This is a genomic window from Streptomyces hilarionis (genome assembly GCF_024539675.1).
GTDB classification, from domain to species: Bacteria; Actinomycetota; Actinomycetes; order Streptomycetales; family Streptomycetaceae; genus Streptomyces; species Streptomyces hilarionis.
This window is the reverse complement of the sequence record NZ_JAHHIT010000138.1, coordinates 1-24,797: the sequence shown is the minus strand read 5'-3', so window position 1 is coordinate 24,797 and position 24,797 is coordinate 1. Positions and strand designations below refer to the sequence as shown.

At 73.6% G+C, this 24,797-nt stretch carries 21 protein-coding genes and 2 tRNA genes; 9 read left to right on the top strand and 14 right to left on the bottom strand.

Annotation, left to right across the window (positions count from 1 at the left end):
• Positions 1–207: 207 nt before the first annotated feature.
• From KMS84_RS28940 to KMS84_RS28915, 6 genes are all read right to left on the bottom strand, one after another.
• Positions 208–2,382, bottom strand: a complete 2,175-nt coding sequence (locus KMS84_RS28940; RefSeq protein ID WP_256919420.1) for an ArnT family glycosyltransferase — start codon at positions 2,380–2,382, stop codon at positions 208–210.
• Positions 2,379–3,842 carry a bifunctional glycosyltransferase family 2/GtrA family protein gene (locus tag KMS84_RS28935; protein WP_256919419.1) on the bottom strand — a complete coding sequence of 488 codons (1,464 nt, stop codon included), beginning with the start codon at positions 3,840–3,842 and terminating at the stop codon, positions 2,379–2,381. The genes KMS84_RS28940 and KMS84_RS28935 overlap by 4 nt, the downstream gene beginning before the upstream one ends.
• Before the next feature lie 14 nt (positions 3,843–3,856).
• Positions 3,857–5,500, bottom strand: coding sequence for a sensor histidine kinase (locus KMS84_RS28930; RefSeq protein WP_256919418.1), 1,644 nt, complete (start codon positions 5,498–5,500; stop codon positions 3,857–3,859).
• Positions 5,497–6,237: a response regulator transcription factor gene (locus KMS84_RS28925; protein ID WP_256919414.1), complete on the bottom strand. Its 741-nt coding sequence runs from the start codon at positions 6,235–6,237 to the stop codon at positions 5,497–5,499. Before KMS84_RS28925 ends, KMS84_RS28930 begins: the two co-directional genes overlap by 4 nt.
• Before the next feature lie 155 nt (positions 6,238–6,392).
• On the bottom strand, positions 6,393–7,268 hold the full coding sequence (locus KMS84_RS28920) for a DUF2797 domain-containing protein (RefSeq protein ID WP_256919413.1): 876 nt from the start codon (positions 7,266–7,268) through the stop codon (positions 6,393–6,395).
• Positions 7,189–7,623 (bottom strand): HGxxPAAW family protein, encoded by a 435-nt coding sequence (locus tag KMS84_RS28915; protein ID WP_256919412.1) that lies wholly within the window; start codon positions 7,621–7,623, stop codon positions 7,189–7,191. Before KMS84_RS28915 ends, KMS84_RS28920 begins: the two co-directional genes overlap by 80 nt.
• 218 nt (positions 7,624–7,841) lie before the next feature.
• On the opposite strand from KMS84_RS28915, the gene KMS84_RS28910 reads away from it, so the two are divergent.
• The 6 genes from KMS84_RS28910 to KMS84_RS28885 all read left to right on the top strand — a co-directional run bounded on the left by KMS84_RS28910 (position 7,842) and on the right by KMS84_RS28885 (position 10,999).
• Entirely contained in the window at positions 7,842–8,336 is a 495-nt protein-coding gene (locus KMS84_RS28910) for a MarR family transcriptional regulator (RefSeq protein WP_256919411.1), read from the top strand.
• Positions 8,337–8,434: 98 nt separating this feature from the next.
• Positions 8,435–9,124: a rhomboid family intramembrane serine protease gene (locus KMS84_RS28905; RefSeq protein ID WP_256919410.1), complete on the top strand. Its 690-nt coding sequence runs from the start codon at positions 8,435–8,437 to the stop codon at positions 9,122–9,124.
• Positions 9,125–9,190: 66 nt separating this feature from the next.
• Positions 9,191–9,424 carry a DUF8825 domain-containing protein gene (locus tag KMS84_RS28900; RefSeq protein ID WP_256919409.1) on the top strand — a complete coding sequence of 78 codons (234 nt, stop codon included), beginning with the start codon at positions 9,191–9,193 and terminating at the stop codon, positions 9,422–9,424.
• 44 nt (positions 9,425–9,468) lie between these two features.
• Complete coding sequence (locus KMS84_RS28895) at positions 9,469–9,693, top strand: ubiquitin-like domain-containing protein (protein ID WP_256919408.1); 225 nt, start codon at positions 9,469–9,471, stop codon at positions 9,691–9,693.
• Positions 9,694–10,013: 320 nt separating this feature from the next.
• The gene (locus tag KMS84_RS28890) at positions 10,014–10,220 is read left to right on the top strand and encodes a hypothetical protein (RefSeq protein WP_256919407.1); all 207 of its coding nucleotides are present in this window, start codon (positions 10,014–10,016) and stop codon (positions 10,218–10,220) included.
• 14 nt (positions 10,221–10,234) lie between these two features.
• Positions 10,235–10,999, top strand: coding sequence for a DUF2637 domain-containing protein (locus KMS84_RS28885; protein ID WP_256919406.1), 765 nt, complete (start codon positions 10,235–10,237; stop codon positions 10,997–10,999).
• A gap of 95 nt (positions 11,000–11,094) precedes the next feature.
• On the opposite strand, the gene KMS84_RS28880 is transcribed toward KMS84_RS28885, so the two are convergent.
• Both KMS84_RS28880 and KMS84_RS28875 read right to left on the bottom strand, forming a co-directional pair.
• A tRNA-Arg gene (locus tag KMS84_RS28880) sits at positions 11,095–11,167 on the bottom strand.
• A gap of 229 nt (positions 11,168–11,396) precedes the next feature.
• Positions 11,397–11,487 (bottom strand) — tRNA-Ser (locus KMS84_RS28875).
• A 157-nt stretch (positions 11,488–11,644) separates the two neighbouring features.
• Here KMS84_RS28875 and KMS84_RS28870 point away from each other — a divergent pair.
• Positions 11,645–12,178 (top strand): SSI family serine proteinase inhibitor, encoded by a 534-nt coding sequence (locus KMS84_RS28870; protein ID WP_256919405.1) that lies wholly within the window; start codon positions 11,645–11,647, stop codon positions 12,176–12,178.
• 362 nt (positions 12,179–12,540) lie between these two features.
• Complete coding sequence (locus KMS84_RS28865) at positions 12,541–17,235, top strand: PAS domain-containing protein (RefSeq protein WP_256919404.1); 4,695 nt, start codon at positions 12,541–12,543, stop codon at positions 17,233–17,235.
• Positions 17,236–17,332: 97 nt separating this feature from the next.
• Here the strand turns inward: KMS84_RS28865 and KMS84_RS28860 are convergent, their stop codons facing one another.
• The gene (locus tag KMS84_RS28860) at positions 17,333–17,914 is read right to left on the bottom strand and encodes a TetR/AcrR family transcriptional regulator (protein ID WP_256919403.1); all 582 of its coding nucleotides are present in this window, start codon (positions 17,912–17,914) and stop codon (positions 17,333–17,335) included.
• Between the two features lie 131 nt (positions 17,915–18,045).
• On the opposite strand from KMS84_RS28860, the gene KMS84_RS28855 reads away from it, so the two are divergent.
• The gene (locus KMS84_RS28855) at positions 18,046–19,311 is read left to right on the top strand and encodes an MFS transporter (protein ID WP_256919402.1); all 1,266 of its coding nucleotides are present in this window, start codon (positions 18,046–18,048) and stop codon (positions 19,309–19,311) included.
• Positions 19,312–19,531: 220 nt separating this feature from the next.
• Here KMS84_RS28855 and KMS84_RS28850 read toward each other — a convergent pair whose 3' ends face one another.
• The 5 genes from KMS84_RS28850 to KMS84_RS28830 form a co-directional block, all read right to left on the bottom strand.
• Positions 19,532–21,211 (bottom strand): long-chain fatty acid--CoA ligase, encoded by a 1,680-nt coding sequence (locus KMS84_RS28850; protein ID WP_256919401.1) that lies wholly within the window; start codon positions 21,209–21,211, stop codon positions 19,532–19,534.
• A gap of 120 nt (positions 21,212–21,331) precedes the next feature.
• Complete coding sequence (locus KMS84_RS28845; RefSeq protein WP_256919400.1) at positions 21,332–21,877, bottom strand: SigE family RNA polymerase sigma factor; 546 nt, start codon at positions 21,875–21,877, stop codon at positions 21,332–21,334.
• A gap of 207 nt (positions 21,878–22,084) precedes the next feature.
• Entirely contained in the window at positions 22,085–23,254 is a 1,170-nt protein-coding gene (locus KMS84_RS28840; protein WP_256919399.1) for a lipid-transfer protein, read from the bottom strand.
• Positions 23,251–23,646 (bottom strand): MaoC family dehydratase, encoded by a 396-nt coding sequence (locus KMS84_RS28835; protein WP_256919398.1) that lies wholly within the window; start codon positions 23,644–23,646, stop codon positions 23,251–23,253. Before KMS84_RS28835 ends, KMS84_RS28840 begins: the two co-directional genes overlap by 4 nt.
• Positions 23,643–24,662, bottom strand: a complete 1,020-nt coding sequence (locus KMS84_RS28830; protein WP_256919397.1) for a bifunctional MaoC family dehydratase N-terminal/OB-fold nucleic acid binding domain-containing protein — start codon at positions 24,660–24,662, stop codon at positions 23,643–23,645. The genes KMS84_RS28835 and KMS84_RS28830 overlap by 4 nt, the downstream gene beginning before the upstream one ends.
• Positions 24,663–24,797 lie beyond the last annotated feature (135 nt).

Below are 24,797 nucleotides of genomic sequence, written 5' to 3'. Positions count from 1 at the left end.
GGGGTGGGGAGAGGTCTGGAGAGGGAGACGGGGACGGGGACTCTGTCATGTCGTACACCGTAGAAGACTCCCCATACGCCGTACAACGACTTTCCTCGCGGGCGCCCGGACCGGAGGCCGGACAGGCGGAAGGGCGGTGGCCCGCCGCCACCGCCCTCCCCGACCCACTCGCTCACCGGCTCACCGGCTCACCGGCTCACCGAACGGTCAGCCGCTCGTCCCCGCCTTCTGCGTCAGGTCGTAGAAGGTCGCCGAACCGACCGTCACCTTCTCGAAGTTGGCCTCGACCCAGGCGGTGATCTGCGAGGAGGTCCCGGAACTGCCGCCGGCCATGCCGCCGCCGCCCGAGCCACTGGCGATGAAGTAGTGGATCCGGCCGTCGGCCACGTACTGCTCGAACTGCGCCAGCGTCGGGGACGGGTCGGTCCCGTTGAAGCCGCCGATCGCCATCACGGCTTCGCCCGTGGCGAGTTGGTAGCTCGCGGCGTTCTGCGCGCCGATCGCGGCAGCCGCCCAGGTGTACGTCCCGGAGCCGGCTTCCAGCAGCTTCCTGGCCTCGGCCCCGACGGAGGCGCCGTTCAGCAGACCGCCGACCCCGCCCCCGCCGCCCATGCCGCCGCCGTCACCGGTTCCGGCGCCCGGCAGGCCGTTCTGCTGGTTCCGGCCCTGGCCCGGCAGGCCCCCGCCGGGAAGGCCGCCCGCACCGCCGCCCTGCGGAACCTGGCCCTGGCCCTGGCCCTGGTTCTGGTTCTGACCCTGGTTCCGGGCGCCGGGGCCGCCGCCGAAGCCGCCGCGGCCACCGCCGCCTCCCGGGCCGCCGCCCATCATGCTCGCGCCGGCCGGGCCGGCCGTCACGATGGAGCCGGTGTGGCCCTGGCGCACGGTGCTGACGGTGTACGCCGTCGGACCGGCCAGCGCGGCCACCAGGCCCGCACAGGCCGCGGCGAGGGCGAGCCGGCGGTCGATCCGGCCCGCGAAGGTCAGGCCGAGCGCGGCCGTCAGGCCGCCGACCAGGACCAGCCACCTCATCCAGGGCAGGTAGTCGGGGGTGCGCTCGAGCAGGACGTACGACCAGGACGCCGCCGCCACGACCGAGGCCGCGAGGGTGATCGAGGCCCGGACCTCGGACCGCCTCTCCCAGAGGATCCCGGCGCCCATGCCGGTCACGGCCGCCAGATAGGGAGCGAGGGCCACCGTGTAGTACTGGTGGAAGATGCCCGCCATGTAGCTGAACACGACCGCGGTGATCAGCAGCGAGCCGCCCCACACCAGGAACAGACCCCGGGTGGCCGACGTCCGCTTCCGTTTCCGGGTGGCCACCAGACCGGCGGCCAGGAGGATCAGCGCGGCCGGCAGCAGCCAGGAGATCTGGCCGCCGATCTCGGAGTTGAACATCCGGTTCCAGCCGGTCTCGCCCCACTGGCCGGTGCCGCCCCCGCCGCCGCCCCCGCCGACGCTTCCGGTCTCCTCGCCGTTCAGGCGGCCGAGGCCGTTGTAGCCGAAGGTCAGCTCCAGGAAGGAGTTGTTCTGCGAACCGCCGATGTACGGGCGGGAGGAGGCCGGCCACAGTTCGACGATCGCCACCCACCAGCCGCCCGACACGACGAGCGCGCCGGTCGCGACGGCCAGCTGGCCGAGCCGCTTCCTCAGGCCCACCGGGGCGCACACCGCGTACACGATCGCCAGCGGCGGCAGGATGAGGAAGGCCTGGAGCGTCTTGGCGAGGAACGCGAAACCGATCGCGACGCCGGCCCACACCAGCCACCGCGTCCGGCCGTCCTCCACCGCACGGGCCGTGAAGTAGCAGGCCACGGCCATGAGCAGGGCCAGCATCGCGTCCGGGTTGTTGAACCGGAACATCAGCGCGGCGACGGGGGTCAGGGCGAGCACGGCGCCCGCGATCAGACCGGCCGCGGGGCTGAACCGGCGGCGTACGGAGGCGTACACCACGGCGACCGTGCCCACGCCCATCAGTGCCTCGGGAGCCAGGATCGCCCAGGAGCTCAGGCCGAAGACCCGGACCGACAGCGCCATCGGCCACAGCGCGGCCGGGGGCTTGTCGACGGTGATGGCGTTGCCCGCGTCCAGCGAGCCGAAGAAGAAGGCCTTCCAGGACTGGCTGCCGGCCTGGACCGCCGCGGAGTAGAAGGAGTTCGCGTATCCCGACGCGCTCAGGTCGTACAGGTAGAGCAGCAGCGTGGCCGTCAGCAGGCCGAGGAAGGCGGGGCGGGCCCAGCGCGGGTCCTCGGGCCGGCCGTGCAGGAGCCGGTGGGCGAGGGGCCGCTCGGGCAGGCCCGCGCCGGGGCCCGGGACAGCCGGTTCCTGTGGGGCCGCGGTGGGGGGCGGGCCCCACGCCGTCGGCTGGTCGAGATGGGTGGTCATCGGACGTCCCCCCGGTCGGTGTCGTGGGGGCGTACCGGCTGCAACGGTCGCGCGTTTGGCTGCGGCTGCGGCTGCGGCTGCGGCTGCGGCTGCGGCATGAAGGGGGCGCCGGTCCGAGCGGACGTCGAGGGGTCGGCGGACGTCGAGGGGTCGGCGCCCGTGGAGGAGTCGACGGCCGTGGAGGAGGCGGGGGCCCCGGTCGTCGTCGGGTCGTCCCCCTCGCGCCGGTCGGAGAAGACCCACACCCGGAAGAGCAGGAAGCGCAGCACCGTGGCGGCGAGGTTGGCCGCGACGAGCACCGCCAGCTCGGTGGCGTGCGCGGGCTCGGAGGTCGCGGCGTTCAGCGCGACGAGCGAGCCGCTGGTCAGCGCGAGGCCGATGCCGAAGACGACCAGCCCCTGTGCCTGGTGCTTGACGGCCCCGCCGCGGCCGCGCACCCCGAAGGTCAGCCGCCGGTTGGCGGCGGTGTTGGCGACCGCGGAGACCAGCAGGGCGAGCGCGTTGGCGATCTGCGAGCCGCTGAACTGCCGGAAGCCGCTGTAGAGCAGGAGGTAGAAGAGGGTGGACAGACCGCCGACGACGCAGAACCCGACCAGCTGACGGGCCAGGCCCTTGGGCACGTCCTCGATGTCGCGGTCGCGCGGGTCGTCGCCGAAGGGACGGCGGAGCCGGTCGAGGGACAGCGAACCGGTGGCCAGGGCCTTGCCCACGCGCCACACCCCTTTCAGGTCGTCGGTCGCCGTCTTCACGATGTGCACCGTGGAGTCCGGGTCGTCGACCCAGTCGACCGGCACCTCGTGGATACGGAGACCGGCGCGTTCGGCGAGCACCAGCATCTCAGTGTCGAAGAACCAGCCGGTGTCTTCCACCAGGGGGAGCAGAACCCGGGCGACGTCGCGCCGGATCGCCTTGAACCCGCACTGCGCGTCGGAGAAGCGGGCCTGTAGCGAGCCGCGCAGGATCAGGTTGTAGGCGCGGCTGATGAACTCCCGCTTCGTGCCGCGCACCACCCGGGAGTCGCGGGCCAGCCGCGAGCCGATCGCCAGGTCGGAGTGACCGGAGATCAGCGGCGCGACCAGCGGCAGCAGGGCGTTGAGGTCGGTGGACAGGTCCACGTCCATGTACGCGAGGATCGGGGCGTCCGAGGCGGACCAGACGGTCCGCAGCGCTCGGCCGCGGCCCTTCTGCTCCAGCCGGACGTTCCTCACCTGCGGGATCCGCGCCTCCAGCCGGCGCGCCACCGAGGGCGTGGCGTCGGTGGACGCGTTGTCCGCGATCGTGATGCGGAAGGAGTACGGGAACGTGCGCGTCAGATGGTCGTGCAGTCTTCGGACACAGGGCTGGAGGTCCTTCTCCTCGTTGTAGACGGGGATCACTACGTCCAGGACAGGCGTACCGGCGGTGGCGGCCGGGAGGTGCTCCCGCGCCGGCAGGGTGCCGGGAGAAGAGTCGGTTCGCATGTCGTCGACTCTCGTCAGGCGCCCTGTCGCACCCATGTGGTGGCACTGTGCTCGGCCTGTGAGTGCTCGTCGTGCGGGTCGGACTGCCAGTTCGCCCCGGCGGCGGGCTGGGGCTCGGCCGGGCCGAGCGCGGGCAGGTGCACGGTGAACACGGTGTGCCCGGGCACGCTGTCGACGGTCACCGCGCCGCCGTGCGCGGCCGCCACGGCCTGCACGATGGCGAGGCCCAGGCCGGTCGAGCCGGAGGCGCGGGAGCGCGAGGAGTCGCCGCGCGCGAACCGTTCGAAGACATGCGGGAGCAGGTCCGGCGGGATGCCCTGACCGTCGTCCTCGACGTCCACACACAGCCACGGTCCGCGCCGCTGCACGCGGGCGGTGACCGTGGTGCCGGGCGGGGTGTGCGTCCGGGCGTTGGCCAGCAGGTTGACGAGCACCTGTTGCAGCCGTGCCGAGTCGGCCGAGACCAGGGCGGGCTCGTCGGGCAGTTCGAGCCGCCAGACGTGTTCGCGTCCGGCGGCCCGGGCGTCGCTGACGGTGTCGACGACCAGCGGGGCGAGATCGGTCTGCTCGAACTGCAACGGGCGGCCCGCGTCGAGCCGGGCCAGCAGCAGCAGGTCCTCGACGAGCAGCGTCATGCGGCCGGCCTCGGACTCGATGCGGCCGAGCGCGTGCCTGGTGTCCGGTCCGACCTCCTCGCGTCCGCGCCGGGTCAGCTCGGCGTACCCGCGGATGGAGGCGAGCGGGGTGCGGAGCTCGTGGCTGGCGTCCGCGACGAACTGCCGGACGCGCGTCTCGCTCTCCTGACGGGCGTGGAGCGCGCCGTGGACGTGGTTCAGCATCCGGTTCAGCGCCGCGCCGACCTGTCCGACCTCGGTGTGCGGATCGGTCTCCGTCTGCGGCACCCGCTCGCTGAGGTTGACCTCGCCGGTGTGCAGGGGGAGTTCGGAGACGCGGGTGGCGGTGGCCGCCACCTTGCGCAGGGGGCGGGTGGCGACGCCGACCATCACGGTGCCCGCGAGGGTGGCGGCGACGAGCCCGGCCACGGTCAGGCTGACCTCGACGAGGATCAGGGTGCTGATGGTGCCGTCGACCTCGGACGTCGGGATGCCCACGTAGAAGTCGCCGTTGTTGCCGTGGATGTACTGGACCCGGTAGGCGCCGAGGCCGGGGATCTCGACGGTGTGCCGGCGCTGGTCCTGGGCGACCGAGCCGAGCGCCCTGATCTGCGACTCCGTGAGCGGCTCGGGGTTCATGTCCGAGTACCCCGCGGCGTTCTTCGTCTTGTCGCCGACCTTGGCCGCGGTGATCGAGCCGTTGACGACCGTGGCCGCGAGGGCCTTCTGCGGCCCGGGACCGTGGGTGACGAACTCGTCGATGCCGTACGTCTTCTGCACGGGCGGGGTGGCGCCGGAGCCGACGGAGCCGTCCCGGCCGCCGGGTCCCCCGGCCGGTCCGCCGGAGACGCGCATCGCGGCCTCGCGCACGGAGTCGTCCAACTGCCCGTAGAGGTGATCGCGCAGCACCAGGGTGGTCACCGTGCCGATCAGCGCGCAGACCACGGCGATCAGGGTCACGGACACGACGACGAGTCGCGTCCGAAGGGTGCGCGGCTTACCCGCTCGTCGCTTCTGCGGACGCGGTCGTCGTCGTCCGCTCATGACACGGCGGGCTTGATCAGGTAACCGGCTCCGCGGCGGGTATGGATCATCGGCTCACGGCCGGCGTCTATCTTGCGCCGCAGGTAGGAGATGTACAGCTCGACGACGTTGGCCTGACCGCCGAAGTCGTAGGACCACACCCGGTCCAGGATCTGCGCCTTGGAGAGCACGCGCCGCGGGTTGCGCATCAGGAAGCGCAGCAGCTCGAACTCGGTGGCCGTCAGATGGATGTGGTCGCCGGCCCGCGAGACCTCGTGGCTGTCCTCGTCGAGGGTGAGGTCCCCGACGACGAGCACGGAGTCGGAACGCCGGTCGGCGGCGCCGGAGCGGCGGATCAGTCCGCGCAGCCGCGCCACGACCTCCTCCAGGCTGAACGGCTTGGTGACGTAGTCGTCGCCGCCGGCGGTCAGACCGGCGATGCGGTCCTCCACGGCGTCCTTGGCCGTCAGGAACAGCACCGGAACGTCCGGCAGCTCGCGGCGCAGCCGCCCGAGGACGGTCAGCCCGTCCATGTCCGGCAGCATCATGTCGAGGACGACGGCGTCGGGCCGGAACTCACGGGCCGTCTGGAGGGCTCCCGTGCCGTCCCCGGCGCTGCGGATCTGCCATCCCTCGTAGCGCAGGGCCATGGACAGCAGTTCGGTGATCGACATCTCGTCGTCCACCACAAGCACTCGGACGGGGCTCCCGTCCGGCCTCAGCAGTTCGGTGCGCCCCTGGGGCGAGGTCGTGGTCATGGTGAACACCCTGTCGGGGGCCCCTGAGAGCACTCTTTCACCCATCTGTGATTTCCCTGAGAAACGCACAGGCGCCTCTCAGGCGACACCTGGGAACCTCCTGCCCGGTCCCCAGCACTCCGGCGCGCGACTCCGGCCGGAGTTGCGCGCCGGGATCAGAACAGGCCGTCCTGCCGGTGGTCCGGGGGCGCCTCGAAGCGCCGCACAGGAAGGGCGACTTCACCGCTCGCCGCAGGAACCAGCTCCCACCCCCGCATCAGCCGGGTGTCGAGGACGACCACGCCGTCCGGGGCGGCCAGATGCAGATCGGGGCCGGCCGCCGCCACCAGTTCCCCGCTCAGCGACCCTCCGGCCACGAGCTCGCGCACCTCGCCGTGCGCGGTGGGCGCGTCCGTCAGCCCGAACGCGCGCACGTGGTCCACCGAACGGAAGGGCTCGGGGGTCAACGAGTCGGGCCAGCCGCCCAGTCGGACGGCCTTCGCGTACACCTCCCCGATCTCGCCCGCCCGTTCCTCCTCCGTCGCCGGCAACGCGGCCCGCACCGCGCGCTTCACGGCGTACGGGATCCGGTCCGGCACCCGCAGCGCGGCCCGCAGCAGTTCCTCGGTGCGGCGGGCGGCCATCAGCGGACCGGCGCCGAGCCAGGTGAAACAGACGGCGCCCTGTTCCAGCAGCCGAGCCGACCCACGCTCGACCGCCGTGATCCCCACCTTGACCAGTCCGGGGCCGAACCAGGCGAGGTACACGTGGTAGGGACGGGGGTCGTCGGCGATCCCGTCCGCCGCGACGGAGTGCGCCCGGTCCAGCCGCGCGCACTCCTCGCACCTGGCCCCCGTGCTCCTCGCGGAGACGGCCGCCCGCAGCGGACACGGATGCCCGCGAGCGCCCACGCACCTGCGCACGCCCCCCGCCGCCACCTCGAAGGAGACCCGCTTCCCCCAGGACAACGGGCTACGACGCCCCCCGTCCCACGTCAGCACGGGGCCCTGCGCCGACCATCGCAGCCCCGAGCACTTCCACTCCTGTGCCATCGCCCGCAACCGTAGGCGCTGCCACCGACAACGCGGCCGGGGCAGGGCGCCCCCGCCCCGCGAGCCGGCACCCGAGGCATCCGGGATGACCGTCCCGGGCCCCCGCGTCGCGCACCCGCATGCCCCACTCCGACGGGGGCCGCACGCCGGGCGGCTTGCCCCACCCGGTGAGGTGCAGCACCCAGGTGACCAGCGCGCTCACCACCACGACGACGCCCCCGGCGAGCAGCAGGGGCCCGGAGACGGCGCAGACCCCGACGCCCACGAGGGACGTCCCGGCGGTCGCGACGGCGACCCCGGTCCAGCCCGCGACGGTGTGTCCCTCGTCGTACGCGTCGAACAGATGACCGGCCACCGATCCCTCACCACCTAAGAAGTTATGAAACAAAACCTCTTACAAGGTAAGACAAACGGGGCCGGGCGACAAGGGGAGAGGGCCGGACCTGGGCGCGGGAGGGGCCGGACGCCGCGGGGGAAGAGGCCGGACGCACGTTGGGGGGAGGATGGGCGCACAGGCCCGGCCGGAGTCCGGGCCGGGCAGGCAGCGTGCAGGAGAGGAACCAGACCCCCGCGATGACACCCGAGCCACCGCCGTCCCCCCGCCCCGCCGCGACCCCCCAGCAGGCCCTCGCGGCGATGGACGACCTCATCGCGGCGAGCATGGTCGGCCAGCAGGAGATGGCCCAGCGCCTGGGCCTGAACGTCACCGACCTGACCTGCCTCGGCTACGTCATCCAGGCCGGCGACGACCTCCTCACCGCCGGCGATCTCGCGAACCGCGTCCATGTCACGACCGGCGCGGTGACCGGCATCCTCAACCGTCTGGAACGCGCCGGCTACGTCACCCGCCGCCCCGACCCCCAAGACCGCCGACGGGTCCGGGTGGCCGCCGTGCCGTCGGCCGTGGCCCGGGTCCACGCCCTGTACGAGCCGCACTACGCCCGCCTCGACAGCCTCTTCGCCGACTACTCCCCCGAGGAGACCGCCGTCCTGACGGACTGGTTCACCCGCGCGACGGCGCTGGTCAACGCCTACCGCGAGGAACTCCGCGACCGCCGGGATCCGTGAGCGCGGGCCGCCTCGTCGCCGGTCGTGCGGCGACGGCCCGGGCGCCACTCCGTAGAGTTCGCGACGATGCGGAGGGGTCCGCGGGGAGGGGAGCCGTCATGAGCGAATCGGAGCTGGTCGCGGAGGCGCGCAAGGCGTTCTTCGTGATGTTCGGCCTGCTGGCGGCCGTATGGCTGGTGCAGGTCGCCAACTACGCCGACGGCTACGCCCTGTCACGGGAGTTCGGGGTGGTGTCCGGCGACGCCGGCGCCCTGCCGCACGTGCTCACCGCGCCCTTCCTCCACTGGAACTGGGCGCACATCGAGAGCAACTCCGGGCCGCTGTTCGTCTTCGGCTTCCTCGCCGCGTACCGGGGGGTCGCCCGCTTCATGGCGCTGACGCTGCTCGTCGTCCTCTCCAGCGGCCTGACCGTCTGGTTCCTCGAACAGGGCGGGGCGGACACGGTCGGCGCGAGCGGTCTGGTCTTCGGGTACTTCGGCTACGTCGTGGTCCGCGGCCTCTTCGACCGCCGGCTGATCGACACGCTGATCGGCGTCGTCATGGCCGCGTCGTTCGCCTATCTGCTCACCGTGGCCGTGCCGGGGACGCCGGGGGTGAGCTGGCTCGGCCACCTCGGCGGCCTGGCCGGCGGACTGCTCGGAGCATGGCTCCTCCGCGACCGCCACTCCGGCCGCTCCGGCCGCTCCGGCCGCCGCCCCGGCCGCAGCAGCCGCGGCGAGACCACGCCCCCCGTCGACTCCCCCCGCGCGGACCTGCACAAGGAACTCGGCGACCTGGGCCTCCTCTGACGCCACGCCGAGGCGCCGGCGCGTCCCGTGTGGCGCAGTAAATCGAACACATGATTGAATTTCGTCATGCGACGGTTCCCCGACGACCTCGTCCGAGCACAGCAGGAGTGGAGCGCCACCTACCGGCAGCTCGCCGCCCGCCCCGGTCGCACCGAGCTGCGGCGGCGCCTGCAACGGCTGTCCGCGCAGGTGTTCTTTCACCCCTACTGGCAGCAACGACGCCCGAGCCCCGCGGCGTGGTGGGATCTGCGGCACCCGCGAAGCCCGGCGGCGAACAAGCGCGGACGGCTGACCGGATGACCCCCCGCAGTGCGGGACCGCACACCTCGGACGACCCTGAAGACATGTCCGGACCGAGCCGCGTGACCGTGCTTCCCCCCGCTCCCACCGGCGGCCGGCGCGTCCGCGTGGACGGCGAGACGCTCGGGCTGGCCCACAACGCCGCCGACGTCGCGGAGTTCCTCCGCCGCGCCGGACTGGAGGTCGACCCGTCGGACATAGCCACCGCGCCCTGGATCGACTGGCGCGGCGCCGGCCCCGAGCACTGGAACCCGGAGTCGGACGCCTGACGCGAGCCCGCCCTCTCGATCACGCCACCGGACACCGCGGAAAATCCCGGCCGGATGCACGGGACAAACCTTATCGGCAGCGAATCGTATGTACCGCCGCACCGAATACAGAAGAAACCTTTCGGCTCAGGAAGTGCTAAGTGAGTCAGGTATTACTTGATCAAGGAAGGTTCACTCGTACCGGGGTCTCGATCACTCATCCGCTCGCGCACCCGGGGGAGACGGAGCGGCGTTAGCGGGATATGACACACGCAACGTCCCCCGGCCTGCCGCAACGCAACGCAAGGCCGGGCCATGTGGCTGCGGACCATGATCCGTCAGTGCGGAAAAGCGCCTGGCCGTCCGGCGCGGCCCACTCGCCGATCACGCCACGAGGGACCGCCGAGGCGAACGGCACGGGGGTCGAACACCGCATCACCGAGACGCTGCTGCGTGAATTCCTCACCCTGCTGGAGGAAATCCAGCGAGAATTGAACTCCCGGTGGAACGGCCAGGATGCATCCGACCGTCACGCGACCTGTGCGTAACGGAAAGAAACGCCATGAGCCACAACTACGTGAATCCGTCGTCCGGGCCGCACGAGTGGTACTCCGACGGGTATTCCTACGGGACGCCGACCGGCTGGATCGGGGGGCCTGACGACGGCGCCCACCCGGGGGTCCCCCTGACCGCGCCCGAGACGGGCGGCTGGGACCCGGTCGAGGAACTCGCCCATCTCCTCCAGGAAGCCGTCCCGGCGGAGCAGCCTGCCAGGGTGCCGTCCTTTCGCAGGGAGTCCCCGCCCGGCGCCGACTTCGGCGACCCGCTGGAGACCCTGGCCGTCCAGTTGCCGCGTCCCCGACGCTCCTCCAGCGGGCATCGCAAACTGGAGGGGCGCAAAGCCCGGCTCAGGTGGTTGCAGACCGGCAGCTTCGCCCTCGTCGCCCTCGTCTCCGTGATCGTCGCGATGGTCAGCGTCTTCGGCGGCATGGTCGCCTACCGGCCCCTACAGAACATCACGTCCGGATCGGAGGCCGGCACCGTCCCGTCCTGGCCCCTGCTCGTGTACGGCCCGTGGATGGTGGCCTCGCTGTCCATCCTGCGCACCGCCCTGCATCAACGCAGGGCCGTGCATTCCTGGTTCATCGTTCTGCTCTTCTCCTCCGTCGCGATGATGCTGTGCGTGGCACAGGCGGACAAGACCTTCACCGGAATCGCCGGCGCCGTCCTCCCCGCCCTCGCGTCCCTCGCCTGCTTCCAGCAACTCGTCCGCCAGATCACCCTGACCCTGCCCCCCAGACAACCGACCCGCCGCCACCGGCAATAGACCGGCCCACCCCTCGAGCCGCGCCCACCCGGGCCCGGTCCGTGCACCCGCAAAACGACGAAGGCCCCGGAGTGATCCGGGGCCTTCGCTCTGTGTGCACTCGGCAGGATTCGAACCTGCAACCTTCTGATCCGTAGTCAGATGCTCTATCCGTTAAGCTACGAGTGCTTGTTATTCGGTTTTTCTGTCTTCGCTCCCGGCCCTTCCGGCCCGCTCGCGGCGACAGGAAGAACATTACATGACTGCCGCCGTCATGTGAAATCCGTTAGCCATACCCCTTGTGACCTGCGGAAACTCTCTTCAGAGGGGTTCCGCAGGCCGGGTCGGGCCGGAGCGGTGCGACGGGTGGGGGAACGAAGAAGCCCCGGTCGGTGGGACCGGGGCTTCGGTGTTCGAGCGGAGGCGGAGGGATTTGAACCCTCGATGGGGCGTAAACCCCAAACCGCATTAGCAGTGCGGCGCCATAGACCGGACTAGGCGACGCCTCCAGCACAACCGCTCGCGTGCGTGCGAGTGGTGCGTGCAGATGATGACACAGTCGAGCGTCGTGTCACCAATCGGCCTCCACGGTACTAGGCACCCCGGTCACAGGGCAAAGGCGTTGTCCGGGCGCAACGTCGTCGGCGGTGAGCCGTTAGTACGGTCATGCCCCAGGTCACCCCGCTCCGACGGCTCGCCGTCAGCGTCTCCGCCGCCTGCGCCGTCGTGATCGCCGCCTCCGGCGCGGGCCCCGGCGCCGCGTACGCCGGGACGGCCGACGCGCTCACCGCCGTCACGCCGCTCGTCGACGACGCGCTTCCCACCCTCGCGCCTCCGCCCGTGCGGGACGAGGACCAGGTCTCCGGGGACCATCTCACCGTCACCGTCCGGCACGCCGGTGCGCGCGCGGACGGGACCTTCGAGGTGTACTGCCACCCGGACGGCGGAAGTCACCCCGACCCGGCGGGCGCGTGCGACGCCCTGGACCGGGACGCCCGGTGGGGACGGGACGTCTTCGCGCCCGTGCCCGACGACGGCGTCTGCACCATGCGGTACGGCGGGCCGGCCACCGCGCACGTCACCGGACGCTGGGCCGGACGGCCGGTCGACGCCGTGTACGACCGCAGCGACGGCTGTGAGATCGAGCGGTGGGACCGGCTCGTGCCGCTGCTGCCCGATCTGCGTCCGGTGGGCCGCTGATCCGGCCGCGGTACGGCGGCCGAGCCGCGGCCCGGGGCCTCGCGCCCGGCGGGCCTCGGCGACGGACGGGGCGGAAGCACCCGTTCCGTAAAGGTCGGGCGAAGGTCCCGCGAAGTCGTGGGCCCGCCGGGAGCGGGCGCCGGGCGGGCTCCGCGGCAGGCCGGCGGGCGACAGGGCCGGTGGGGAGGGGTGGGCGGGGGTGCGGACACACGTTCTGTGGCGCTTCGTCGTGCGAGCTCCCTCTCATCCGGCGTCGGCGGAGGGAGCCCAGCCCTTAGACTCCCTCGCGTGACACGCTGCGGACCGGTTGGCAAGATGGCCCGAGCGGTCGGCAAAGTGCGGTAACAGGGAGGAAGCGACTCGTGAGCAGCAGGCCATCCCGAGGCGCTGCTCGCCTCGCAGCCATACTCGACGCGCTTCCCGACGCGTTGTTGCTGGTCAACGCCAACGGGACGGTCGTCAACGCGAACACCATCGCGCTCGAGGCGTTCGAGACGCCGGGCACGGCGCTGGTGGGGCGCGGCCTGCTCGATCTGCTTCCGCAGTTCGACTCCAAGCTGATCCCGGGCTCGATGCGCCGGCCCGACCACATGGACCCGCGCGGCCGGACCAAGCCGACCCGGATGGTCGCCCGCCGCACCGACGGCACCGAGTTCCCCGTCGAGGTCACCAGCGCCAACCTCGAGAACGGCCAGCAGGCCTACGACGGTTACGGCTACACCTCCGCCTCCGACGAACTGCTGATGCTCGTCGTGCGCGACCTCTCCGGCACCGTCGACACCGAGGCCGAGCTGGCGCGCTCGCAGCGGCAGACCGAGATGATCCTGCGGGCCGCGTCCGAGGGCGTCGTCGGCACCGACACCGACGGGCGGATCGTGCTCGTCAACCCGGCCGCCGCGCAGATCCTCGGGTACCGGGCCAGCGACCTCGGCGGCAAGGAGCTGCACGACCTGGTGCTGCACTCGCGCGCCGACGGCTCGCCCTTCGCGTACGACGAGTCGCCGCTCGCCGACACCCTGCGCTCCGGGCGCAAGCACCGGGTGCGCGGACAGGTGCTGTGGTCCAAGAGCGGGGACCGGGTCGCGGTCGACCTGACGACCGCGCCGGTGCGGGACGGCGATCAGCTCGTCGGCGCCGTCATGACCTTCACCGACCGGCGGCCCTTCGACGCGCTCGCCGAGGAGAAGGACTCCGTCGAGAAGCGGCACGCGGCGGAGCTGGAGAAGCTCTCCGAGGAGCACGCCTCCGACCTCACGGCGCTGCGCCAGCAGCACGTCACCGAGCTGGAGGAGCTGCGCGAGCGGCACGAGGAGGAGCTCGCGGCGGGCGAGGAGCGCTACGCCTCGCTGGGCGAACGGGAGAAGGACCGGTACGAGGCGCTCGCCGGCCGGCACGAGCAGCTGCTCACCCTGCTGGGCGGCTCCCTGCGCGGCCCGCTGGACGAACTGCGCCGCGAGCTGGCCGCGCTCGCCGCGGACGACGCCGGCCAGCTGTGGCCCGAGGCCAACCAGGTGCTGCACCACCTGTCGGCCGGCTACTCCCGGATCACCACGCTCATCGACAACGTCCTCGGGTACCAGCGGCTGGACACGGGCGCGGAGGCCGTCGTCCGGACGAAGGTGATGCTGGACGCCGTCGTCGCGGCGGGCGTCGACGGAGCGGTCGATCTCATCGGGCCCGGGCGGGTCCAGTTCGCCGTGCACGCGCCGCCCATCGAGGCCGAGGTCGACGCGCGGCTGCTCGCCACCGCGCTCGCGCACCTCGTGGCCGACGTCGCGGGCGTGGACGCCACCGGGAACGCGCCCGTCTCGGCGGGCGGTTACATGGACAACACCGTCGTGGTGGCGGCCGCCCAGCGCGGCGAGGTCGTGCGCATCGAGGTGCGCGGGCCGTACGCCGGCGGCGACCCCGTGCACGAGCCGATCGTGCGGGGCATCGTGCGGGCGCACGGCGGGGTGTTGCAGACGCACGAGGTGCCGGGCATGAGCGGCAGCGCCTATGTGCTGGAGGTGCCGTTGGGCGGCGGGGCCGGAGCCGTCGCGGCCCCGGCGGCCATGGCGCTGCCCGCCCTCGCCGCCGCTCCCGGAGCGGGTGCGGACGACGGCGCCCAGGGTGTCCCGGGCGACCAGGGCGTCGGTGGACGCCGGCGGGCCCGCCGGTCCTCCGTGGACGCGTTCCTGGAGGGCGAGGCCCCGCCCTCGGGCGCGGACGGCGGCCCGGACGCGGACGCGTCGGCTCCGACCGGACGCCGCCGCAGGCGCGGTCCCGCCGCCGAGGAACTCCCGGGCGAACTCCCGCCCGCGGTGGCCGAACCCGACGGCGCGGACGGCGCGGACGGTTCCGGCGGCACCGGACGGCGGCGCGGGCGGTCCGCCGAGGTCGCCGTGGTGGGGGACGCGGGACCCGACGCCGGGGTGAGCGAGGGCGCCGTCGTCACCGCGGCCGAGCACGCGGCCGGAACCGCCGCCTCGGGCACGGGACTCGGCGGCACCGTCCCGCCGCAGGGCGTCCCGGCTCCGGGCGGACGCCGGGCCCGGCCCGCTCCGGACGAGCAGCACCAGCAGAACGCCCTGCCGCCGGCCCTGCCCGCGCTCGCGCCGGCGCACCCCCAGGGCATGGCCGACCCGGCCGCCGAGACGGAGTCGGAAGCGGAGAGCGGGCAGCCCACGGGGCGCCGTCGGCGTGCGCTGGCCGCCGCGAACGAGCGCGCCGCCGCCCAGGAGGCGGGCCCCCGCGCGGTGTTCGCCCTGCCGCCCGCGGCGGCGGACCGGACGCCGGACGGTCCCGGCAATCCCGGCAATCCCGGCGGCCCCGGCAGTCCCGACCGTCTTCAGGCGTCCGGTGGCACGAGCACGGGCGACGGGGCACGGGCCGTGGGACCGGTGCCGGTGCCGCCCGCGGGCACGGGTCCCCTTCCCGCGCAGGGTGCCGGAGCGGCGTCCGCGGCGGGCGGGGTCGCCGGACCCGGTGCGGTGCACGTGCCGGCGCAGTCCCCCGTTCCGGCGCAGCCCGGGGCCCAGGCGCAGTCGCCGATTCCGGCCCAGGCTCCGCTTCCGCCGCAGGCCCCCGGCCCCGCGCCCGTTCCCGCGCAGGCTCCGATTCCGGCGCAGGCGGGAGCTCCGCTCCAGACAGCGGTTCCGGCGGCGGTGCACGGCGTCGCCGGCGACACCGCGACGGACCGCGGTCGGCACGACGCCGTCGCGCACGACCAGTCCGGCGACCACACCCCGCCCCAGCCGCACCCCACGAGCGCGCCCACGGGCCGTCGTCGGCGCGCCGTCGCCCAGCCCCCCGCCGAAGCCGTCGAAGCCGCCGATGCCGTCGGCACCTCCGGGCAGGCGGGACAGGCCGGACAGGCCGGGCCCATGGTGGCCCGGGCGGCCGTCCCGGGGCAGGCCCAGCCGCACGCACCGGCTCAGGCACAGGCCCAGGCCCAGGCCCAGGCTCCGGCGGCCGGGCAGACCCCGGTCCAGGGCCAGGCGCACGGGCAGCCCGTTCCCGTCCCCGTGGGGGTCCCGGGTCAGCAGCCGTCGCCCGGGCAGCCCGCCGCGGCCCAGGCCGCGCCCGGTGGGCCCGGGCTCGGGCAGCCGCTCCCGGCCGAGGCCGCTCCGGGGGCCGTGCCGGGCGCTCCGGCATCGCCGAACGCCGCCGCCCCCGCACCGGCCGCGCCGCTCACGCCGACCCCGGGCGGCGGCACCCCGCTTCCGCCCGAGGCCGCCGTCGGACAGCCGCGTGCCGCGCAGCCCCTGCCCGCCGAGGCCGCGGCCCCGCCGGCCATGGACCCCAACTCCACCCAGGGGCGCGCGATCAGCGTGCGGACCCTGGGCCAGGGCGTGCCGTTCACCCGGCAGGCCGCGCAGGTGCAGCAGGCCCACCCGGCGCACCAGTCCCACCCGGGGCTCCACGCGCCGTCGCCGTCGGCCACGCCCGCTCCGCACGCACCGGGCGGTTCCGGGCGTCGTCGCAAGCTGGGGACCCCGCCCGACCCGGCGACCCGCCCGGAGCAGACGCCCCGCCCGGAGCACACGGCCCGGCCGCACCCGTCGGCCGAGCAGCCCCTGCCGCCGCAGGCAGTACAGGCCGCAGGGGCCCCGCCGGTCCCCGCGGCGGGCCGGCCCGCCGTGCCCACGGGATCCGTCCCCGCGCCGCAGGCCCACCCCTCGCTCGCGGGGCAGTCGCGGCTCGCGCCCGGCTCGGGCACCGACGGCGCCGGACGGTCGTACGCCATAGGAGCACCGGACGAGAACGCCGCCGAGGGGCCGGAGCCGCTGGACGGTCCCGGCGGGGCCGTCGAGGTGGCGGATCCGCCGCGACCGCAGCCGATGGACGACGAGCTGCCGCCGGAGCCGCTGGACAACCCGCGCCGGCTGCTGGTGTGGCCCGCGCCGGACGTCCACACGCAGCAGGCGCTCAGCGACCGCGGCTACCGTCCCGTGATCGTGCACTCGCGCGAGGAGGTCGACGCGCAGATCGCCGCGTTCCCGGCGGCGCTGTTCGTGGACCCGCTGACCGGGCCGATCACCCGCACCGCGCTTCAGTCGCTGCGCGCGGCCGCCGTCGCCGCCGAGGTGCCGGTGCTGGTCACGGCCGGTCTCGGGCAGGCGACGCGGGAGGCGGCCTACGGCGCCGACCCCGCCGTCCTGCTGAAGGCGCTCGCGCCGCGGGACAGCGAGCAGCATCCGCCGCGGGTGCTGCTGATCGAGGAGCACGCCGAGATCGCCCTCGCGCTGACCTCGACGCTGGAGCGGCGCGGGATGCAGGTGGCGCGGGCGGCCAGTGACGCGGACGCCGTCACGCTCGCCGGGCACCTGCGGCCGAACCTGGTGGTGATGGACCTGATGCAGGTGCATCGACGGCAGTCCGGGATCCTGGACTGGCTGCGGGCGAACGGACAGCTCAACCGCACCCCGCTGGTCGTCTACACGGCGGCCGTCGACCAGGCGGACCTGCCGCGGCTCGCGTCGGGGGAGACGGTCCTCTTCCTCGCCGAGCGGTCGACGAGCCCCGAGGTGCAGGGCAGGATCGTGGACCTGCTGGCCCGCATCGGCACCAACTGACCGGCTTGCCGGCCAACTGACCGACCTACCGGCCGGCTGACCGGCCGACCGATCGATTCGACCGACCGACCGGCCGGCCGAGGCCGTCGTGTGCGTCTCAGGTCGCGATGATCCTGCGGGCCGCCTCCTTGATGGAGGAGCGCAGTCGGTCGCGGTCGGTGTCCTCGCCGCCGGCCAGGATGCGGCTCATCTGCGGGACGACCGTGGTCCAGTTGGCGATCGCGATCAGCAGGAAGAGCAGGTCGCGGGCCGGGATCGCGTCGGTGATCACGCCCCGGTCCTGGCCGTCCTGCATCGCGCCGACCTTGAGCGCGTAGTGCTGCCTGCGCTCCTCCTCGTCGGGCAGCTCCGCGGTGCCGTACTCGATGCCCTCCCAGTAGAGGAGACGCAGCAGTTCGGGGTGGGCGGCGTGGTAGTCCATCAGCCGGTCGAGCCAGCCCTCGATGTCGTCCGGGTCGACGGGGACGGCCGCGGCGAGGTGGACCATGCTGTGCCCCAGGACCAGGGAGAACAGCTGGGCCTTGTTGCCGAAGTAGGCGTAGATCAGCTGCTTGTTCGCCTTCGCCTCGGCGGCGATGCGGTCGATGCGCGCGCCCGCGATGCCGTGGCGGGCGAACTCCGCGACGGCGGCGTCGAAGATCCGGGCCCGGGTGGCCTCGGGATCCCTGGTGGTTGCCATGGGGACATCGTAGCGAGGTACGTAACCAACTAGTTGGTTGACAGGGAATCGACGCCCCCTCCAGACTGTTGCACCTGCCGTTCCAACCAACTGGTTGGTTGCCCGAGTCGTCTCGAAGGAGCGCCTCCCCCATGTCGTCCGCAGCCACCCGCACGCCGTCTGCCGCCCCCCGCACCCCGGCCGCCGCCGCCCCGCGTCGGCGCACCCCGGACCCGGCCACCGGCCGGCGGAGCGGGAACCTCCTCCTGGTCCTGATCGCCCTGTGCACCGCCGTCACGGCCGCCAACATCTATCTCGCGGCGCCGCTGCTCCCCCTCATCGCCCGCGACTTCGGCTCGACGCCCTCGGCGGTGGCCTGGATCGCCTCGGTCGCCCAGTTCGGCTACGCGGCCGGCCTGCTGTTCTTCGCCCCGCTCGGCGACCGGGTGAACCGGCGGCGGCTGGTCGCCGTCCTCTCGCTGGTCACGGCCGTGGCGCTGATCGCCGGAGCGGCGGCGGGCGGCGCCACGGCCCTCGCCGCCGCCGTGCTCGTCGCCTCCGCCGCCACGGTCGTGCCGCAGCTCCTGGTCCCGCTCGTCGCCGCCCGGGCCCCGGCCGACCGGCGGGCCCGGCACGTGGCCGCCGTCATCGCCGGACTGTTCACCGGCATCGTCGCGGCCCGTGTGCTCGGCGGGCTCGCCGGACAGGCCTTCGGCTGGCGGACGGTCTTCGTCGGCGCGGCCGTCCTCACCACGGTCCTCGGACTGCTGACCGCGGCCGCGCTCCCCGCCGAGGAGCGGCGCGCCCACGAGGGTCACCTCTTCACCGGTCTCACCGCGATGCCGGGTCTGGTGCGGCGCTCGCCCGAGCTGTGGCGGGCCTGCGTGCGGCAGGCCGGCATGTACGGCGCCTGGAGCGCGCTGTGGACCTCGCTCGCGCTGCTGCTGACGGACGGCTCGTACGGGATGTCGACCGCGACCGCGGGTCTCTTCGGCCTCTTCGGGCTCTCCGCGAGCGTCGTCGCCCCCCTGGCGGGCGGACTGGTCGACCGCTTCGGCGCGGCGAAGACGGTGCGCGGCGCCTACCTGCTCGCCGCCGTCTCGGTCCCGCTGTTCTGGCTGGGCGGGCACGTGCTGGCGGCGCTGTTCGCGGCCGCGATCGTGATCCACGCCGCGCTCGTCGCGTCCCACGTCGCCAACCAGACCCTCGCCCTGACGACCACCTCCGCACCGGCGACCGCCAACAGCGCCTACGTCGTCGCGGGGTTCGCGGGCGGCGCCACCGCCTCGGCCCTGGCCGGCCTCGCCTACACCCGCGTCGGCTGGGGCGGGGTCGTCGCGGTGGCGGGCGCGTGGCTGGCCCTGGGCTGGACCACGACGGCCGGACGGCGCCGGGCCGCCCGGCGGGGACAGGCCTGAGGGCACGGGTGCGGGGGCGCCGCCGGTACGGCTGGTCCGCCGGGCGGCCGCCCACGCCCTGAGCAGGCGTCCGCCCTACGCGCGGGCGTCCGTCCCCGGGGCGGCCGCCGCGTGACGGCCGCCCCGGGACGGCCGCCCCGGCGCACGATCTCCCCCTCGCACGAACTCTCCGGCGCGCCCCGCAGGCAGGTCGCCGCGCGCCGGCGTGGCCGTGGCGCGGTCAGAGCCGCGTGACGTCCAGCTCGCCCTCCGCGTAGCGCCTGCGCAGCACCTTCTTGTCGAACTTGCCCACGCTCGTCTTCGGGACGGCCTCGACGATCGTCCAGCGCTCGGGGAGCTGCCACCTGGCGATCCCGCCCTCGGCGGCGAGGAAGGCGCGCAGCGACGCGAAGTCGGCGGTGGACCCCTCCTTGAGGACGACCGTGGCCAGCGGGCGCTCGCCCCACTTCTCGTCCGGCACGGCCACGACCGCGGCCTCCATGACGTCGGGGTGGGCCATCAGCGCGTTCTCGAGCTCGACCGACGAGATCCACTCGCCGCCCGACTTGATGACGTCCTTGGCGCGGTCGGTGAGCGTGAGGAAGCCGTCGGGGGAGATGGTGCCGACGTCGCCCGTCTTCAGCCAGCCGTCCTCGCTGAACTTGTCGGCGGGGCGCAGGGGTTCGGCGTCGGGGCCGTTGTAGTAGGCGCCCGCGATCCACATGCCGCGCACCTCCAGCTCGCCGGCGGACTCCCCGTCCCAGGGCAGGAGTTCGCCGTCGCGGCCGGTGAGACGGCCCTCGACGGCGGCCGGGAAGCGGCCCTGGGTGATGCGGTAGGCGAACTCCTCGTCGGTGCCGATCGCGTGGGCCGGCGGGCGGGCGACGGTGCCGAGCGGCGAGGTCTCGGTCATGCCCCAGGCGTGGCAGACGCGCATGCCCAGCTCGTCGAAGGCGGCCATCAGGGAGGGCGGACAGGCCGCGCCGCCGATGGTGACCTGGGTGAGCGTGGAGACGTCCCGCGGCTTGGCGGTGAGCTCCGTGAGCAGGCCCTGCCAGATGGTGGGGACGGCCGCCGCGTGGGTCGGCCGTTCGCTCTCGATCATCTCGGCGAGCGGCGCGGGCTGGAGGAAGCGGTCCGGCATCAGCATGTTGACGCCGGTCATGAAGGTGGCGTGCGGCAGGCCCCAGGCGTTGACGTGGAACTGCGGGACGACGACGAGCGAGGTGTCCGCGTCGGTGAGGCCCATCGACTGGGTCATGTTCACCTGCATCGAGTGCAGGTAGATCGACCGGTGGCTGTAGACCACGCCCTTGGGGTCGCCCGTGGTGCCCGAGGTGTAGCACATGGCGGCCGCCGAGCGTTCGTCGAGCTCGGGCCAGTCGTACGTCGTCGGCCGGTCCGCGAGGAGTTCCTCGTACTCGTGCACGCGCGCGTGGCCGCCGTCGAGGACGGAGCGGTCGCCGGGCCCGGACACCACGATGTGCTCGACCGTCCGCAGGTGCGGGAGCAGCGGCGCGAGGAGGGGCAGCAGGGATCCGTCGACGAGGACGACCTTGTCGGCGGCGTGGCCGATGATCCAGGCGAGCTGCTCCGGGGGCAGGCGCAGGTTCAGGGTGTGCAGCACCGCGCCCATGGAGGGGATCGCGAAGTAGGCCTCGACGTGCTCGGCGTTGTTCCACATGAGCGTGGCGACCCGGTCGTCGCCGGTCACTGCGAGGTCGTCGCGCAGGGCGTGTGCCAGCTGGGCCGCACGGTCGCCGATCTCGGCGAAGGAGCGGCGCCGCGGCTCGCCCTCGCCGGTCCACGTGGTCACCTGCGACGTCCCGTGGATCTTCGCCCCGTGGGTCAGGATCCTAGAGATGAGCAGCGGTACGTCCTGCATGGTGCTCAGCACGGCGTCCTCCCAGGGCGGCGACATCGCCTAACGCGGTGGTAGATGGTTGCGCTGATTCTGCGCACATACCGCGCGGTATGTCACTAGCTGACGATGATCGATCACGTCACGGCAGAGCCCAGGTCGGCACACCGGGTCGGCGCACTACCGAACAAGCACCAGCTCAGGGTCCTCACGGAGCTTGCCCAGGGCGCGCGACACCGCCGACTTCACCGTGCCCACCGAGACGTCGAGCACGTCGGCCGTCTGCGCCTCGCTGAGATCCTCGTAGTACCTCAGGACGACCATCGCCCGCTGCCGCGCGGGCAGCTTCATGATCGCCCGCCACATGGCGTCGTGCAGCGCCTGCCGCTCGGCCGGGTCGTCGCCGCCGACCGGATCCGGCTCCGGCAGCTCCTCGCACATGAACTCGTCGACCTTGCGCTTGCGCCACTGCGAGGTGCGCGTGTTCAGCAGCGCCCGGCGGACGTAGCCGTCCAGGGCCCGGTGGTCCTCGATCCGCTCCCACGCGACGTACGTCTTCGTGAGCGCGGACTGCAACAGGTCCTCCGCGTCGCACGGGTTCGCGGTGAGCGACCTTGCGGTGCGCAGCAGCACCGGCTGCCGGGCCCTGACGTACGACGCGAACGACGGGTACGGTGAAGGCCGCGTCATGCCGTTCGAAGCGCTGGTGCACACGGTGGTGGTCATGGCTCCACGCTAGGTTCGCCCCCTGGCCGCGCGGATCGCCCGCAGGTCCCGAAGCCGGGTCCGTCTCAGGTTGTAGGGGTGGTGCGGGCCCCACCTCCTGAAGGTGGACGAGAAGTCCCCCCCTCCTGCGGGATGTCCCTGGTACCGGGGGATGACCCTTGAGGGCCGACGCCACCGGAGCGCGTGCGCCGGGCGTCGGCCCGACGCTCACCCGTCCGAGGTCAGGACCAGGCCCGACGTCGGCACTCCCGTCCCCGCCGTCACCAGGGCCCGCGCGGCTCCGGGCAGCTGGTTCACGGCGGTGCCGCGCACCTGGCGTACGGCCTCGGCGATGCCGTTCATCCCGTGGAGGTACGCCTCCCCGAGCTGACCGCCGTGGGTGTTGAGCGCCAGCCGGTCCTCCGCCACGAAGGCGGCGGCCTCGCCGCGGGCGCAGAAGCCGAACGCCTCCAGCTGCATCAGCACGAACGGGGTGAAGTGGTCGTACAGGATGCCGACGTCGATGTCGGCCGGCGTCAGCCCCGAGCCGTCCCACAGCCGACGGGCGACCACGGACGACTCCGGCAGCCCCGTCAGGTCGTCCCGGTAGAAGCTGGTCATCTGCTCCTGGGCCCGGCCCGCGCCCTGGGCCGCCGCCGCGACCACGACAGGCGGCCGCGGCAGGTCGCGGGCCCGCTCCAGCGAGGTGACGACCAGCGCCTGGCCGCCGTCCGTCTCCTGGCAGCAGTCCAGCAGTCGCAGCGGCTCGGCGATCCAGCGCGAGGCCGCGTGGTCGGCGAGGGTGATCGGACGGCCGTGGAAGTACGCCGCCGGGTTGGTCGCCGCGTGCCGCCGGGCCGTGACGGCGACGGGCCCGAAGGCCTCCTCCGCGCTCAGCCCGTGGGCGTACAGGTAGCGCTGCGCCGCCATCGCCACCCAGGAGGCGGGCGTGAGCAGCCCGAACGGCAGCGACCAGCCGAGCGCCGCCCCCTCCGCCGACGGCTCCCGGTGCCGCACGCCCGACCCGAACCGGCGGCCCGAGCGCTCGTTGAAGGCGCGATAGCAGACGACGACCTCGGCGGCGCCCGTCGCCACGGCGAGCGCCGCCTGCTGCACGGTCGCGCAGGCCGCGCCGCCGCCGTAGTGGACCCGGGAGAAGAACGTCAGCTCGCCCATGCCGCAGGCCTGGGCCACGGTGATCTCCGGACTGGTGTCCATCGTGAAGGTCACCATGCCGTCCACGTCGGCGGGCGTGAGGCCGGCGTCGGCCACGGCCGCCCGCACCGCCTCCGCCGCCAGTCGCAGCTCGCTGCGCCCCGAGTCCTTGGAGAACTCCGTGGCCCCGATCCCGACGATCGCGGCCCGGCCGCCCAGGCCGTCCCGCACGCGCCCGCTCACGCCCCGCCCCCCTGCGGCAGGGTGAGCGTGACCGTCCCCGTGACGTGCCGGCCCACACCGTTGTCCCCGGTCACCCGCACCACGGCCGTATCGCCGTCGACCTCCTCGACGCGGCCCCTCAACACCATGGTGTCGCCCGGGTAGTTGGGCGCTCCCAGCCTGATCGCGACCTTGCGGAGCACCGCCGTGGGCCCGAAGCAGTCGGTGAGGTAGCGGCCGACCAGGCCGTTGGTGGTGAGGATGTTCATGAAGATGTCGGGGGACCCCTTGTCCCGGGCCAGCTCGGGGTCGTGGTGGACGTCCTGGTAGTCGCGCGAGGCGAGGGCGCCGGCGACGATCAGGGTCCGGGTGACGGCGATCTCCAGCGGCGGCAGCTCGTCGCCGGCCTTCACGCGGCACCCTCCCGCGCGCGGAACACGGGCAACGTCAGCTCGTCGTCGAAGACCCGGAACTCCAGCGTCACGGGCATCCCGATGCGCACCTTGTCGTAGGGAACGTCGACCACGTCGCTGATCACCCGGACGCCCTCGGCCAGTTCGATCAGCCCCACCGCGTAGGGCGGGGAGAACGCCGGAAACGACGGATGGTGCATCACGACGTACGAGAACACCGTGCCCTCGCCGCCCGCCTCGACCGTGTCCCACTCCGCCGAACCGCAGCCGTTGCAGCCGGGCAGCCAGGGGAAACGCAGGGCGGCGCAGCCCGCGCACCGCTGGATGAGGAAGCGGTGCTCGCCCACCCCCGCCCAGAAGCCGGCGTTGTCGCGGTTGACGACGGGACGCGGCCGACGCGCCGGCGCCTCCGGCCGCCCGGCCTCCTTCACCGCCGTCACCGCCGTCACCGCCGACACCGCGTGGGAGACCGCGGTGGCCGCCGTCGTCGCCTCCGCGGTCGCCGCCGGCGGGCGCTCGGGCTCCCTGGACGACGCGGCGGGCGCGTACTTGAGGATGCGGAAACGATGGGTGCCGACGAGCGTCCCGGCCACCCGGACCTCGGTCCGCGTCGTCACGAAGTACCCGGCGCCCAGCTTGGTCGTCTTGCGCCGCGAGACCGACTCGATCACCGTGTCGAACGCGACCTCGTCGCCGGGGCGCAGCGCACGGGCGTACTCCTGCTCGCAGTCGGTGGCGACGACGGCGGTGCAGCCCGCGCCGTCGAGCAGGGACAGCAGTTCGTCGTAGGCCTGCGCCCGTTTCTCGTGGCCGCTCAGCCCGCCCATGATCCACGCCTGGAGCATGGTGGGCGGTGCGATCGCGTCAGGGCCGGTGTACGCCGGGTTGGCGTCGCCCATCGCCTCGCACCAGTGCCTGATCATGGGCGCGTTGACGGGGTCCCGGCCCACGCCGGCGACCGCGGCGGGACGGCCCTCGTAGGCCCTGAGCCGCAGGTGGAGAAGGTCGTCGTCCACGGCCGCACTCCTTCCGGACGGTTTCTGACTGTCCGTCAGATCGCCTCGCCTGTCAAGGTCGTCGCCGCTGCCGACATGCCTGTGCGGCGACACCGAAGCGCCGCCGCACGGACACACCGCCCCCCCCCAGCCCCC

Bases quoted from the DNA above. Each gene is read 5' to 3' on its own strand.
- KMS84_RS28940 (WP_256919420.1), bottom strand. From the start codon at position 2,382: ATGACCACCCATCTCGACCAGCCGACGGCGTGGGGCCCGCCCCCCACC.
- KMS84_RS28935 (WP_256919419.1), bottom strand. From the start codon at position 3,842: ATGCGAACCGACTCTTCTCCCGGCACCCTGCCGGCGCGGGAGCACCTC.
- KMS84_RS28930 (WP_256919418.1), bottom strand. From the start codon at position 5,500: ATGAGCGGACGACGACGACCGCGTCCGCAGAAGCGACGAGCGGGTAAG.
- KMS84_RS28925 (WP_256919414.1), bottom strand. From the start codon at position 6,237: ATGACCACGACCTCGCCCCAGGGGCGCACCGAACTGCTGAGGCCGGAC.
- KMS84_RS28920 (WP_256919413.1), bottom strand. From the start codon at position 7,268: ATGGCACAGGAGTGGAAGTGCTCGGGGCTGCGATGGTCGGCGCAGGGC.
- KMS84_RS28910 (WP_256919411.1), top strand. From the start codon at position 7,842: ATGACACCCGAGCCACCGCCGTCCCCCCGCCCCGCCGCGACCCCCCAG.
- KMS84_RS28905 (WP_256919410.1), top strand. From the start codon at position 8,435: ATGAGCGAATCGGAGCTGGTCGCGGAGGCGCGCAAGGCGTTCTTCGTG.
- KMS84_RS28900 (WP_256919409.1), top strand. From the start codon at position 9,191: ATGCGACGGTTCCCCGACGACCTCGTCCGAGCACAGCAGGAGTGGAGC.
- KMS84_RS28895 (WP_256919408.1), top strand. From the start codon at position 9,469: ATGTCCGGACCGAGCCGCGTGACCGTGCTTCCCCCCGCTCCCACCGGC.
- KMS84_RS28885 (WP_256919406.1), top strand. From the start codon at position 10,235: ATGAGCCACAACTACGTGAATCCGTCGTCCGGGCCGCACGAGTGGTAC.
- KMS84_RS28870 (WP_256919405.1), top strand. From the start codon at position 11,645: ATGCCCCAGGTCACCCCGCTCCGACGGCTCGCCGTCAGCGTCTCCGCC.
- KMS84_RS28860 (WP_256919403.1), bottom strand. From the start codon at position 17,914: ATGGCAACCACCAGGGATCCCGAGGCCACCCGGGCCCGGATCTTCGAC.
- KMS84_RS28855 (WP_256919402.1), top strand. From the start codon at position 18,046: ATGTCGTCCGCAGCCACCCGCACGCCGTCTGCCGCCCCCCGCACCCCG.
- KMS84_RS28850 (WP_256919401.1), bottom strand. From the start codon at position 21,211: ATGTCGCCGCCCTGGGAGGACGCCGTGCTGAGCACCATGCAGGACGTA.
- KMS84_RS28845 (WP_256919400.1), bottom strand. From the start codon at position 21,877: ATGACCACCACCGTGTGCACCAGCGCTTCGAACGGCATGACGCGGCCT.